Origin of the sequence: Vibrio sp. 1180_3 (assembly GCF_029478545.1) — a bacterium.
Taxonomy (GTDB): Bacteria; Pseudomonadota; Gammaproteobacteria; order Enterobacterales; family Vibrionaceae; genus Vibrio; species Vibrio aestuarianus.
The window spans coordinates 45,462-58,487 of sequence record NZ_SJFM01000009.1 but is presented as its reverse complement, the minus strand read 5'-3'; the positions used below and the strand labels follow the sequence as shown (position 1 = coordinate 58,487).

General features: G+C 42.5%; 10 protein-coding genes. 5 read left to right on the top strand and 5 right to left on the bottom strand.

The annotated features are described in order from the left end of the window. Window positions 1–65 precede the first annotated feature (65 nt). A complete protein-coding gene (gene topA / locus EYW48_RS07765; RefSeq protein WP_171980021.1) occupies window positions 66–2,693 on the bottom strand; it encodes a type I DNA topoisomerase in 2,628 nt (875 codons plus the stop codon). Window positions 2,694–3,337: 644 nt separating this feature from the next. Between topA and EYW48_RS07760 the strand changes: the two genes are divergently transcribed. Then, entirely contained in the window at window positions 3,338–3,586 is a 249-nt protein-coding gene (locus EYW48_RS07760) for a YciN family protein (protein WP_053309984.1), read from the top strand. A 56-nt stretch (window positions 3,587–3,642) separates the two neighbouring features. Here EYW48_RS07760 and aroA read toward each other — a convergent pair whose 3' ends face one another. Beyond that, the gene (gene aroA, locus EYW48_RS07755; RefSeq protein ID WP_277432224.1) at window positions 3,643–4,923 is read right to left on the bottom strand and encodes a 3-phosphoshikimate 1-carboxyvinyltransferase; all 1,281 of its coding nucleotides are present in this window, start codon (window positions 4,921–4,923) and stop codon (window positions 3,643–3,645) included. Window positions 4,924–5,269: 346 nt separating this feature from the next. Here aroA and aat point away from each other — a divergent pair, with 346 nt between their 5' ends. From aat to infA, 3 genes are all read left to right on the top strand, one after another. Then, window positions 5,270–5,986 carry a leucyl/phenylalanyl-tRNA--protein transferase gene (gene aat / locus EYW48_RS07750; protein ID WP_171980019.1) on the top strand — a complete coding sequence of 239 codons (717 nt, stop codon included), beginning with the start codon at window positions 5,270–5,272 and terminating at the stop codon, window positions 5,984–5,986. A 2-nt stretch (window positions 5,987–5,988) separates the two neighbouring features. Next, complete coding sequence (locus EYW48_RS07745; RefSeq protein ID WP_171980018.1) at window positions 5,989–6,687, top strand: arginyltransferase; 699 nt, start codon at window positions 5,989–5,991, stop codon at window positions 6,685–6,687. 81 nt (window positions 6,688–6,768) lie between these two features. Next, window positions 6,769–6,987 (top strand): translation initiation factor IF-1, encoded by a 219-nt coding sequence (infA, locus tag EYW48_RS07740; RefSeq protein WP_001040192.1) that lies wholly within the window; start codon window positions 6,769–6,771, stop codon window positions 6,985–6,987. A 100-nt stretch (window positions 6,988–7,087) separates the two neighbouring features. Here infA and clpA read toward each other — a convergent pair whose 3' ends face one another. Together clpA and clpS are read right to left on the bottom strand one after the other, a co-directional pair. Beyond that, complete coding sequence (gene clpA, locus EYW48_RS07735; protein ID WP_171980017.1) at window positions 7,088–9,361, bottom strand: ATP-dependent Clp protease ATP-binding subunit ClpA; 2,274 nt, start codon at window positions 9,359–9,361, stop codon at window positions 7,088–7,090. 42 nt (window positions 9,362–9,403) lie between these two features. After that, on the bottom strand, window positions 9,404–9,724 hold the full coding sequence (gene clpS / locus EYW48_RS07730) for an ATP-dependent Clp protease adapter ClpS (protein WP_053309989.1): 321 nt from the start codon (window positions 9,722–9,724) through the stop codon (window positions 9,404–9,406). Window positions 9,725–10,207: 483 nt separating this feature from the next. Between clpS and cspD the strand changes: the two genes are divergently transcribed. Further along, window positions 10,208–10,429, top strand: a complete 222-nt coding sequence (gene cspD, locus EYW48_RS07725) for a cold shock domain-containing protein CspD (RefSeq protein WP_053309990.1) — start codon at window positions 10,208–10,210, stop codon at window positions 10,427–10,429. Window positions 10,430–10,498: 69 nt separating this feature from the next. On the opposite strand, the gene EYW48_RS07720 is transcribed toward cspD, so the two are convergent. Continuing rightward, window positions 10,499–12,724, bottom strand: a complete 2,226-nt coding sequence (locus EYW48_RS07720) for an NADP-dependent isocitrate dehydrogenase (RefSeq protein ID WP_053309991.1) — start codon at window positions 12,722–12,724, stop codon at window positions 10,499–10,501. Between the last annotated feature and the right edge of the window lie 302 nt (window positions 12,725–13,026).

The window sequence follows — 13,026 nt, the reverse complement described above, 5'->3', positions numbered from 1 at the left end:
ATCAAGGCAAATAAATAAGGCAGCTCGAAAGCTGCCTTATTTTGGTAACGGTTGACACCATCACTCTATTTCTTTGAGTTTTTTCTCTTATCTGTCACTTCCCACTGTCCATTTTCATACAATGCAGTCCAACCCGATGGCTTACCATCAGTCTCAGTACGTACATAGTGCTCTTTAGACTTACGACTAAAGCGTACAACGGCTGGAAGACCATCCGGGTCATGGGTTGGAGCTGTGGTCAGATATTGATACTTATCGGTTATGCGATCTTTAAATCGAACTAACTCTTCAACTAATGGCGCACGAGTTTCGCGAGATTTAGGGAAATTACTGGCAGCAAAGAACAAACCCGCAGCACCATCACGTAATACAAAATAAGCATCTGAATTTTCACAAGCAAGCTCAGGGAAATGAACTGGATCTTCTTTCGGTGGTGCCACTTCACCGCTTTTTAAGATCTTGCGCGTATTCTTACAGTCTTCGCTAGTACAATCCATATACTTACCGAAACGACCATTTTTGAGCACCATGTCAGAACCACACTTGTCACACTCAACTACGGGGCCATCATAACCTTTTACTTTGAATTCACCATACTCAACGATATAGCCTTCACAATTCGGGTTATTACCACAAACATGCATTTTCCGCTTATCGTCAATTAAGTACGCGTCCATCGCCGTTTCACAGATTGGGCAGCGTTTCTTAGCGCGTAGCGCTGCTGTTTCAACGTCTTCTTCCAGAACGTTGATAACACCATCTTCGTCACCAAGGTTAATGGTTGTCTTACAGCGCTCTTTTGGTGGTAATGCATAACCTGAGCAACCCAAGAATACACCTGTCGAAGCGGTACGAATCCCCATTGGTCGTGAACATGTTGGACACTGAATATCCGTCATCACGATATGGTTAGGTCGCATACCACCTTGCTCTTCATCTAACTCTGCAGCTTCTAAGTCAGTGGTGAAATCATTAAAGAAGTTATCAAGTACATCTTTCCAATTTGCTGAACCTACCGCCACTTGGTCAAGTTTTTCTTCCATACGGGCGGTAAAATCATAGTTCATCAAATCATTAAAGCTGTCATCAAGACGGTCGGTGACAATCTCTCCCATCTTCTCTGCATAGAAACGACGCTGTTCTACTTTCACATAGCCACGATCTTGAATTGTTGAAATGATCGATGCATAAGTCGATGGTCGACCAATACCACGTTTCTCAAGTTCTTTAACCAACGCAGCTTCAGTGTAACGTGCCGGTGGTTTGGTGAAATGTTGTTTTGGATCGAGCACTTGCAATGCTAGTGTATCCCCAACCTTCACTGGTGGTAAGATCTGGTCTTCATTCTTACCCATTGGACGTTGAACACGCGTCCAACCATCAAACTTAAGAATACGTCCTTTCGCTTTAAGCGTAAAATCAGCAGCCTTAACACTCACCGTGGTTGAATCATATTGTGCTGGCGTCATCTGACAAGCCACAAACTGATTCCAAATCAAGGCGTATAATTTATGAGCATCCGCTTCCATGCCTTGTAGATCATCAGTTTTGACATCCACACTGGACGGGCGAATCGCTTCGTGCGCCTCTTGAGCGCCTTGTTTGCTTCCGTAAACCAGTGGATTTTCTGGCAGATAAGCTTGTCCAAATTCATTGCCAATATAACTACGCACAGCCTCTACCGCTTCACCACTCAAATTCGTCGAATCGGTACGCATGTAGGTAATATAACCCCCTTCATACAACCGCTGCGCTAGCATCATGGTTTTCTTAACACCATAACCTAAGCGCGTGCTCGCCGCCTGCTGGAGTGTCGAAGTGATAAAGGGAGCTGAAGGTTTACTGCTTGTTGGACGATCTTCACGCTTACAAACCTCGTAAGCCGCTTTTTCTAAGATAGCGACAGCCGCTTTGGTTTCCGCTTCGTTAACAGGTTTGAAAGCAATGCCGTCTTTCTGGGCAACAATTAAGCGAAAATCTGTTTTGTCTTGTGTCTTTGTGTCAGCGTGAATATCCCAAAATTCTTCAGGGATAAAAGCATTAATTTCGCGTTCACGTTCAACCAGTAGTTTTACTGCAACGGACTGAACTCGACCTGCCGACAAGCCGCGAGCGACCTTTTTCCACAACAACGGAGACACCATAAAGCCCACAACGCGGTCCAAAAATCGTCGAGCTTGTTGTGCGTTGACACCATCCATATTCAACTCACCTGGAGTCTCAAATGCTTGCTGGATAGCGTTTTTTGTGATTTCGTTAAACACCACTCGTTTATATCGCTGTTCATCACCACCGATGATCTCACGAAGGTGCCAAGCGATGGCTTCTCCTTCGCGGTCCAAATCGGTTGCGAGATAAACGTAATCAGCATCTTTGGCTAATTTCTGCAGCTCAGAGACAACTTTTTCTTTCCCTGGCAAAATTTGATAATTAGCTTCCCAACCATTGTAGGGATCGATACCCATCTTCTTAATCAGAGAATTACGATCTTTTTCACTTTTTAAACGTGCTTTTTCTTCAGCACTCAAATTCTTAGTAGAGGTAGGTGCTGCTTTCTTTGCGGTACTTTGACCGGCAGTAGGAAGATCACGGACATGTCCAACGCTCGATTTAACAACAAAATCTTTACCAAGATATTTGTTGATCGTCTTAGCCTTAGCTGGCGACTCCACTATAACGAGTGATTTACCCATAATTGACTCAAATGTCCTTAATCACTATGCGATCAGTAAATCGCATGACGTTCTAAAATATTGCTTCTTTTTTTACTATCGAGCCAGTTAACAAGAAGATCAACATGTTTTTGAAAAAATAAAACTCAACTGTTCGACAATTCACCAAAACGCGTTCACCATTTGTGTGCTGGCGTTGCGCTATTACCACCTACTCATCCAAATGCAAAGCCGTGAAACAACCCTAAATAATTCAGGCCTACTTACCATGGCTATTGCATTGTTTATACCCAAACAACTTGAAGTTGCAGGTAGGCGGCAAGTGAGTTCATCCCCATGAGCATAGACAAACTATGTGATTGGGGTGAGCGAATGTAGCCAACACCGCTGCAACTTCAAGTAGGAAGGGTATAGCTAGTTCAAGATTTCATGCTACAGATTGCGCGCACATACTAAAGTGAGTGCTGCAGGTTCGCGAAATTAAACTGACGAAATATGCAATAAATCACAAATTCTCATGTTTTGAGAAAAAACGATTACTACGCGAGCGCTTTAAGCAAGTAGTAATGTCGATATTTTTCCACGATTTTCTATTTAAGATCATTGAAATTAACTCGCTTTTTGCGGCACTATCCCGTTGCAAATCCACTCATAAGGCATTCAACATGAGCGACAAACAATCTATCACCGAATTTGATTTACTACTTATCGCCAATCAGATAATTCAACAACATGATAGTTACATTGAGGGAATGAGAGCTGAAAGTGTAGAAGAGAAAGATGGGGTACTGGTATTTAAAGGTAATTATTTTTTAGATAACAACGGGCTGCCTACTGCCAATACAACGGCAGTGTTTAATATGTTTAAGTACCTAGCGCTGAATCTATCGAAAGAATTTACACTGGCTAAATAAGCTAGACCATAAAAAATAAATACAAAGCCTCAAAAGAGGCTTTGTGGAAAATACATTTAGTGACTTAAACCCGAAAATTTATCAAAGTAATCAGGGAAGGTTTTAGACGTACACTTAGGATCGTTAATCGTCACTGGCGTATCGCTCAGAGCGACCAACGAAAAACACATTGCCATGCGATGGTCATCATAAGTATCAATCGCGGCATGCGTTAACAACGTTGGTGGTGTGATAATGATGTAGTCCTCACCCTCTTCAACTTCTGCACCAACCTTACGTAATTCAGTGGCCATAGCAGCAAGGCGATCCGTCTCTTTAACACGCCAGTTGTACACATTACGAATTGCGGTTGTACCTTGAGCAAAGAGTGCCGTTGTCGCAATAGTCATTGCTGCGTCAGGAATATGGTTAAAATCCAAATCAACGGCGTTTAATTGGCCGCGACGCGCAATTACATAATCGTCCCCCCACTCGATCTCCGCTCCCATTTTTTCTAAGGCATCAGCGAATTGAATATCGCCTTGAATACTGTTTTTACCAATACCCGTCACCTTGATTTCACCGCCTCGAATCGCAGCTGCGGCAAGAAAATAAGAAGCAGAAGAAGCATCACCTTCCACCAAAAATTGCCCTGGAGATTGATACGTTTGTCCGGCAGGAATGACAAACTGTTGGTAGTTATTATTGACAACTTGAACACCAAATTGCGCCATAATGTGCAGTGTAATATCAATATATGGTTTTGATACTAGCTCACCTACGATATTAATAGTGACTTCACCTTCGGCAAGTGGTGCTGACATCAAAAATGCGGTCAAAAACTGGCTAGAAATAGAGCCATCAATGGCCACGCTACCCGCCTTTAAACCAGTAGCGGTGATTTTAAGTGGAGGAAAGTGCTCGTTCTCTAAATACTCTATTTGTGCGCCAGCTTCCCGTAAGGCATCGACTAAATGACCAATTGGACGCTCTTTCATACGCGGCTCGCCCGTTAAAACAAACTCACCTTGTCCTAAGCATAATGCGGCCGCTAAAGGACGCATTGCCGTTCCCGCATTGCCTAAAAATAGTTCGGTTAACTGAGAAACGCTAAATGGCTTACCTAAGCCTTCCACTTCACAGACGGTTTTATCCTCAGATAATCGATAAACCACCCCTAATTTGGTCAAAGCGTTTAGCATATGTCGAATATCATCACTATCGAGCAAATTCGTTAGTGTGGTGGTGCCTTTGGCAAGAGCGGCCAGTAAGAGCGCTCGGTTTGATACACTTTTAGAACCGGGTAAGTTGACTTCCCCATTCATTTTTTTAATTGGTTTTAAGGTAAGGCTTTCCATTAATGTTGTGTTTCCTTGCATCCCCCAAAGTCTTCCTGCGCACTTTGAGACGATGAAAATTCTTCGTACTTGCAGCCTATCTAAAAATAAAAGTGAACTCCAGCATAAATATGCTCTTTTCGACCTTCTGATAAATCACGATAAGTGGACCAATCAAACTCATGAATAAGCTCAATAGCTAAAGCTAACTGCCAATGATTAATTGGCCAAACGGCAATTTGACGTTGAGGCTAAAACCATCACAAAATCTCCCCCCACCGGCAACCATTGGCAAACTATCAAAAAATCAATACTATTCTGACTAAACATCCCCATTTTACTTCCCTTAACAGGTGTCGGATTTAGCATGACCATTTATCTTCCTCAACTGGAACTTGATGACTTCTCGTTTCCCTCACCTTATGAAGCCTTGCAAGAACCAAACGGCCTACTCGCATTTGGTGGTGACTTACAACCACAACGTATATACAGTGCATATCGACAAGGTATTTTCCCTTGGTATGGACCGGGAGAACCCATTCTTTGGTGGAGCCCCTCACCCCGTGCAGTGTTTGACCCAAAATCCTTTACGCCAGCAAGAAGCGTAAAAAAATTCCAGAAAAAACATAACTATAAAATCAGCATCAATCACGCAACGCAAGACGTCATCACCCAATGTGCCAAGTTGAGACCCGCAGATCAAACATGGTTAAATTCAGACATGAGAAAATCGTATCTTGAGCTGTCGAAATTAGGACTCTGTCATTCGGTTGAGGTATGGGATGACTCAGAATTGATCGGCGGTTTGTATGGAATACAAGTGGGGCGACTATTTTGTGGCGAGTCGATGTTTAGTATCAAAACAAACGCATCGAAAATTGCACTTTGGTATTTTTGCCAACATTTTCAGTCACATGGTGGTCAATTGATAGATTGCCAAGTCATGAATCCCCACTTACTTTCTTTGGGGGCTGTCGAATTACAACGCGACGACTTTCTTAAATCCTTGCTATCTTTTAGAGATGAGTCTTTGGACAAATGCTGCTTTATTCCCCAATGGCTTACCTTATCAAGTGAGGGATAACCATGAGTTCGGAACTACACCAAATACGTATTGGTTTAACCAACAACCACCCTTGTAGTTATTTAAAAGATCGACAAGAACGAGTGGCCGTGGCACTCGACCTAAGTATGCAATCTCCAGATAATTATGAAGTTTTATTGGCTAATGGCTTTCGTCGCAGTGGTGATACCATTTATAAGCCTCATTGTGAAAGCTGCAATTCATGTCAGGCATTGCGTGTATCGGTTAATGAATTTAGTGTTTCAAATAGCCAAAAACGCCTGTTGAAAAAAGCGTACTCTTATCGATGGCAACTCAAAACAGAAATGGATGAAGGCTGGTTCAACCTTTATGCTCGTTATATTGAAGCAAGGCATCGTGATGGCAGCATGTTTCCACCTAAAGACGCCGAATTTCAACAGTTTTCGAGTTGTGAGTGGCTCAATACTCAATATCTGCATATCTACCAAGAAAATAAATTAGTAGCTATTGCAGTGACTGATATTCTCAGGCACAGTGCCAGCGCTTTTTATACCTTTTACGACCCAGAGGCGGATATATCCTTAGGTACACTAGGCGTTCTATTTCAACTTCAATATTGTCAATCAACCGGTAAGCAGTGGTTATATCTGGGTTATCAAATTGATGAATGTCCGGCGATGAACTACAAAGTGCGCTTTCAACGCCATCAAAAGCTAGTAAATCAACGTTGGCAAGGGTAGAATACCGCCCAACTTTACATATTTATATTTTAACGGCAGAATGCGTCCGTTAAAAATCGCCAAGTTTCTAAAGAGGATTAAATGGCTAAAGAAGACGTAATTGAGATGCAAGGCACTGTCCTTGATACTCTTCCAAACACAATGTTCCGTGTTGAGCTAGAAAACGGTCACGTAGTTACAGCTCACATCTCTGGTAAAATGCGTAAGAACTACATTCGTATTCTTACTGGTGACAAAGTAACTGTTGAGATGACTCCATACGACCTATCTAAAGGCCGCATCGTCTTCCGTGCTCGTTAATCGCTGATTTTCGAACACAACAAAAAACGGAGCTAATTGCTCCGTTTTTTGTTGTCTATCAATAGGAAAGCATTGCTACTTTCCTAAAGACTATGCCGCATTAGTGCACCGCTTCCTCACGTGAACCAATGTATTTAAACTTGAGCTCATCACCCTCTAAGTCGACTTTAACGGTACCACCTTCAACCAATGAGCCAAACAACAGCTCATTAGCTAGAGGTTTTTTCAATTTATCTTGAATCACACGCCCCATTGGACGAGCACCCATCTCCTTGTCGTAACCCAAGGTTGCTAACCAATGACGAGCATCTTCTGAAACCTCCAAAGAGACGCCTCTCGCATCGAGTTGTGCTTGCAGCTCAACAATAAACTTATCAACCACCTGGTGAATCACACGCTCATCTAAGCTATTAAACCAGATGATGTTATCTAGACGGTTACGGAATTCTGGGGTAAAGACTTTCTTAATTTCAGCCATGGCATCAAAACTGTTGTCTTGCTGAATCAAGCCAATGGATTTTTTCACCGTTTCCGCTACACCAGCGTTGGTCGTCATCACTAAAATAACATTACGAAAATCTGCTTTGCGTCCATTGTTATCTGTCAGCGTGCCATTATCCATTACTTGTAATAACAAGTTAAAGATATCTGGGTGCGCTTTTTCAATCTCATCCAACAACACCACTGAATGAGGATGTTTAATCACCGCATCCGTTAACAGTCCGCCTTGGTCATAGCCAACGTAACCCGGAGGTGCGCCAATCAATCGGCTAACTGAATGGCGTTCACCATATTCAGACATATCAAAACGCAGTAGTTCGATACCCAACAATTTAGACAACTGAACCGTCACTTCTGTTTTACCAACTCCAGTCGGGCCTGCAAACAGAAACGAACCAACCGGTTTGTTCTCGGCTCCAAGACCTGCACGGGATAGCTTGATCGCTTCGCTCAAAACATCAATAGCAGGATCTTGACCAAAAACCAGCATTTTCATTTTTTGATCAAGGTTTTGCAGAGTATCTTTATCAGAAGAGGATACGGATTTCTCTGGAATACGCGCCATTCTCGCCACCATGGCCTCGATGTCTGCGACACCGACCGTTTTCTTACGACGACTTGCAGGAGCCAGTCTGGAACGTGCACCCGCTTCATCAATAACGTCAATCGCCTTATCTGGTAAATGACGTTCATTAATGTATTTAGCCGAGAGCTCTACCGCTGCGCGTAATGCTTTATTGGTATAACGAACTTCATGGTGTGCTTCGTATTTGGGCTTCAAGCCCATCAAAATTTTAGTGGTATCGTCCAGTGATGGTTCCACCACATCAATTTTTTGGAATCGACGAGACAAAGCACGTTCTTTCTCAAAAATATTGTTGTACTCCTGATACGTCGTTGAACCAATACAGCGCAACTTGCCACTACTGAGTAATGGTTTAATTAAGTTAGCCGCATCAACTTGGCCACCAGAAGCAGCCCCCGCACCAATAATCGTGTGGATTTCATCGATAAAGAGTATTGCATCCTCTTCTTTTTCAAGCTGTTTTAATATGGTTTTGAAACGCTTTTCAAAATCACCGCGATATTTTGTTCCCGCTAAAAGTGAACCGATATCCAAAGAGTAAATAATACTATTTTGAATAATCTCAGGCACCTGCCCTTCAACTATTCTCCAAGCAAGACCTTCAGCAATCGCCGTTTTACCGACACCGGCTTCACCCACTAGCAATGGGTTATTTTTGCGACGACGACAAAGCACTTGAATGGTACGTTCAAGTTCTTTATCACGACCAATCAGTGGGTCAATCAAACCTTGTTTTGCAAGCTGGTTTAAATTACTGGCAAAACTTTCTAAACGTTCATCAGAACCAACCTCTTCAGCAGCTTCACTGCCAAATGATTCTGAAGATGCCGAATCTTCACCATTGGCACCAGACGTTTTTGTAATGCCATGTGAAATGTAATTCACAATATCTAACCGGCTGATATCGTTTTTCTTCAATAGGTAAGCAGCGTGAGATTCTTGCTCGCTAAAAATCGCGACTAATACATTCGCTCCGGTGACTTCATTGCGACCAGATGATTGGACATGAAACACAGCTCGCTGAAGAACACGTTGAAAACTGAGTGTTGGTTGAGTTTCTCGACTTTCGTCGCTTTCGGGAATAAGAGGAGTCGTTTGATCGATAAAAATATCAAGCTCTTGGCGCAACGCATCCAAATCCGCTTGACAGGCTAATAATGCCTCTCTGGCTGCATCATTTTCTAATAATGCGAGTAGGAGGTGCTCGACGGTCATGAATTCATGTCTTTTGTCTCGCGCTCGAGCGAACGCGCCGTTTAGACTCGACTCTAGTTCTTTATTAAGCATAAGTACCTCCTTAAGGATCTACTTTGTCGTGCAAGCAAATGATTAAGCTTGCTCCATAGTACAAAGTAGTGGATGCTCATTTTCCTTTGAGTACAAAGTAACTTGCGCTACCTTGGTCTCTGCAATTTCAGCACTGTATGTGCCACAAACTGCTTTCCCTTCATAATGTACCTTGAGCATGACTTGCGTTGCTTTTTCAATATCTAGTGAGAAGAATCGCTCAAGGATTTCAATCACAAAGTCCATTGGCGTGTAATCGTCATTGTTAAGGATTACGTTGTACATTGCCGGTGGCTTAATGGCTGTCTTCTCACGCTCCAGAAGATCTGAGTCTGGAGTCACCCATTCAAAATTTTTACTCATGATGACCGCATTTAGAGTGTTTCTCTACTTAGAGTGTTCTCTGCATAGTGTAACCGTTGTGCCTCTCAGTAACTGTTTTGCCGTTCACATCAGTAAATGTTTTCGACACAGTTGAAAAACAACCCTTAGTTAAAGACTAATGCAGCAATTGTATCGCTGCAAATAAAACATTGCTATTCAGATCGAGCCTAGATGTAATTGGCTAAAATTACAGCAGAAATACAGCATCTATATTAAAAATTTATGGACTTACCCTGCTTTTGTTCGTTACGGAAATGTAATGCTTAAAAGTGATTTGTTTGCAAATATGTCGAATATTATACATTTTGCCTATTGACTGAGCGAAATCATTGGCTACATTGGTCAATTAGTGACTAAAAATTTGGCAGCGTCTGAATTGATATTCACTGATAGAGTCACATTTTTTGGATAGGTGTCTCGTCAATAACATCAGTAACTAAAATGCAATTAAGGATGTAAAGCATGGCTACAGGTACAGTTAAATGGTTTAACAACGCAAAAGGATTTGGGTTTATCTGCCCAGAAGGTGAAGATTCCGATATTTTTGCTCATTACTCAACAATTCAAATGGAAGGCTATCGCACGCTTAAAGCGGGGCAACAAGTTTCTTATGAAGTTGAAGAAGGCCCTAAAGGATATCACGCTAGCGCTGTTGTTCCCATTGAAGGTCAACTCGCAAAATAATCGCTGCCAATACGTGTATTTGATTAAAAAACCCGCCAACTGGCGGGTTTTGTTGATTGTGGATTCGCGTTATGCACCAATAATGTCATTCAACGTTTTACTTGGACGCATTAAGGCCGACGCTTTTTCAAACACTGGCAAATAATAACCACCAAGGTCACCCGCGATACCCTGAGCTTCGTTTAGCTCAGCAATAATCGCTTGTTCGTTTGCCACCAGCTTCTCCGCAACTGGAGCAAATTCTGCTGCTAATTCAGCATCATCGCTTTGCTGAGCCAAAGCCTCCGCCCAGTAAGTCGCCAAATAATAGTGGCTACCGCGGTTATCTAACTCGCGCACTCTGCGAGAAGGCGACTTATTCATATCTAGAAATTTACCTGTCGCTTTATCTAGAGCGTCAGCAAGAACTTTTGCTTTTGCATTACCAGTTACGATACCCAAATGCTCTAAAGAAGCCGCTAATGCTAAGAACTCACCCAAGGAATCCCAGCGTAAATGGTTCTCTTTTTCCACTTGCTGTACGTGTTTTGGAGCAGAACCACCAGCGCCTGTTTCAAATAAGCCACCACCGTTCATTAAAGGAACGATAGACAACATTTTTGCTGATGTTCCTAACTCTAGAATCGGGAAAAGATCCGTTAAGTAATCGCGCAACACATTACCGGTTACAGAGATGGTATCCTTGCCCTCTTTAAGGCGCACAAGCGTAAACTGTGTTGCTTCTACAGGTGACAAAATTTGAATATCTAAGCCTGATGTATCGTGGTCAGCTAGGTAAAGTTTTACTTTTTTAATTAGCTCACGATCGTGTGCACGCTGCTCATCAAGCCAGAAAATAGCTGGAACTCCCGTCGCACGGGCACGAGTCACTGCCAATTTCACCCAATCTTGAATCGGTGCATCTTTAACCTGACACATGCGGAAGATATCACCCTCTTCTACACTTTGTTCAAGTAAAACCTTACCTGAAGTATCCACTACGCGTACAGAACCTGCGGCATCAAGAATAAAGGTCTTATCATGAGAACCGTATTCTTCTGCTTTTTGAGCCATCAAACCAACGTTTGGCACACTGCCCATGGTCGTTGGATCAAACGCGCCATGCTGCTTACAAAAATCAATGACGGTTTGATAAACACCTGCATAGCAGCGGTCTGGAATCATCGCTTTAGTATCTTTTTGCTTACCGTCTGGTCCCCACATTTGACCTGAAGAACGCAACATAGCAGGCATAGAAGCATCGACAATAATATCGCTTGGTACGTGCAAGTTGGTAATACCACGATCAGAATCTACCATCGCAAGCGGTGGCTGTGTTGCGTAAACGGCCTCAATTGCCGCTTCAATTTCTTCTTTCTGTGCTTGAGGAAGGGATTGGATTTTCGCGTAAACATCACCTAAACCATTGTTTACATCCACGCCTAAGCTGTCAAAAAGATCACCATATTTTGCAAATACGTCTTGGTAGTAAACTTTAACCGCATGACCAAAAATAACCGGATCAGACACTTTCATCATGGTTGCTTTCATATGCAAAGAAAGCAATACATCTTGCTGTTTAGCTGTTGCAATTTCTTTCTCAAAAAACTCAACCAAGGCGGTTTTGCTTAACACTGAAGCATCAATAATTTCTTTATCTAACAGTGCAAAGTCTTTCTTTAGAACTTTAGTTGTACCATCATTACCAACAAACTCGATCTTAACTTGCGTATCACCCTTGATGGTGACCGACTTCTCTGTACCAAAGAAATCTTTTTCTTCCATGCTTGAAACATGCGACTTAGATTGCGCAGACCAAGCTCCCATCGAATGTGGGTTTTTCTTAGCGTAATTTTTTACTGAAAGTGGCGCACGACGGTCTGAGTTGCCTTCACGCAACACTGGGTTTACTGCACTGCCTTTAATTTTATCGTAAGTTGCTTTAATGGCTTCTTCTTCGTAAGTACTTGGCTCTTCAGGATAATTTGGCAGAGCGTACCCTTTCGCCTGCAGTTCTTTAATCGCCGCTTTGAGTTGAGGTACTGATGCTGAAATGTTTGGCAACTTAATAATATTTGCTTCTGGCTTGGTCGCCAGTTCGCCTAGCTCAGCCAATGCATCGCCAATACGCTGTTCTTCTTTTAAATGCTCAGGGAAGCTAGCAATGATACGCCCTGCCAGTGAGATATCTCGAGTATCAACATTGATGCCTGACGATGCGGTAAAAGATTGAATAATCGGCAATAATGAATACGTTGCTAATGCTGGTGCTTCGTCAGTAATGGTATAGATAATTGTAGGCTTTTCTGTAGGCATGAAATTTCCCTATTTTTTACTCACAGCGTTACTGGATAAAATAACGCTGTATGAATGTCTGCGTCTAACTGGTAGTGCATCCACACAGCTAGATCACGATCGTGTTACTCTTTTGAATATTGCATCGAATTTCGTTGAGCATGATTCGATTTGCTCGCTGAGTGAAAGTCTCCGCTTCACTCATTGACAATAATAACCAAATGAAAATCGAGTGACTTCAGTATAATTAAACAAAACGGAGATAATAGTCTATTATCTTGTGCATCAATCCGCTTTTTTGGCGCGCAAATGATAGCCTAAAT

Bases quoted from the DNA above. Each gene is read 5' to 3' on its own strand.
- topA (WP_171980021.1), bottom strand. From the start codon at position 2,693: ATGGGTAAATCACTCGTTATAGTGGAGTCGCCAGCTAAGGCTAAGACG.
- EYW48_RS07760 (WP_053309984.1), top strand. From the start codon at position 3,338: ATGAGCGACAAACAATCTATCACCGAATTTGATTTACTACTTATCGCC.
- aroA (WP_277432224.1), bottom strand. From the start codon at position 4,923: ATGGAAAGCCTTACCTTAAAACCAATTAAAAAAATGAATGGGGAAGTC.
- aat (WP_171980019.1), top strand. From the start codon at position 5,270: ATGACCATTTATCTTCCTCAACTGGAACTTGATGACTTCTCGTTTCCC.
- EYW48_RS07745 (WP_171980018.1), top strand. From the start codon at position 5,989: ATGAGTTCGGAACTACACCAAATACGTATTGGTTTAACCAACAACCAC.
- infA (WP_001040192.1), top strand. From the start codon at position 6,769: ATGGCTAAAGAAGACGTAATTGAGATGCAAGGCACTGTCCTTGATACT.
- clpA (WP_171980017.1), bottom strand. From the start codon at position 9,361: ATGCTTAATAAAGAACTAGAGTCGAGTCTAAACGGCGCGTTCGCTCGA.
- clpS (WP_053309989.1), bottom strand. From the start codon at position 9,724: ATGAGTAAAAATTTTGAATGGGTGACTCCAGACTCAGATCTTCTGGAG.
- cspD (WP_053309990.1), top strand. From the start codon at position 10,208: ATGGCTACAGGTACAGTTAAATGGTTTAACAACGCAAAAGGATTTGGG.
- EYW48_RS07720 (WP_053309991.1), bottom strand. From the start codon at position 12,724: ATGCCTACAGAAAAGCCTACAATTATCTATACCATTACTGACGAAGCA.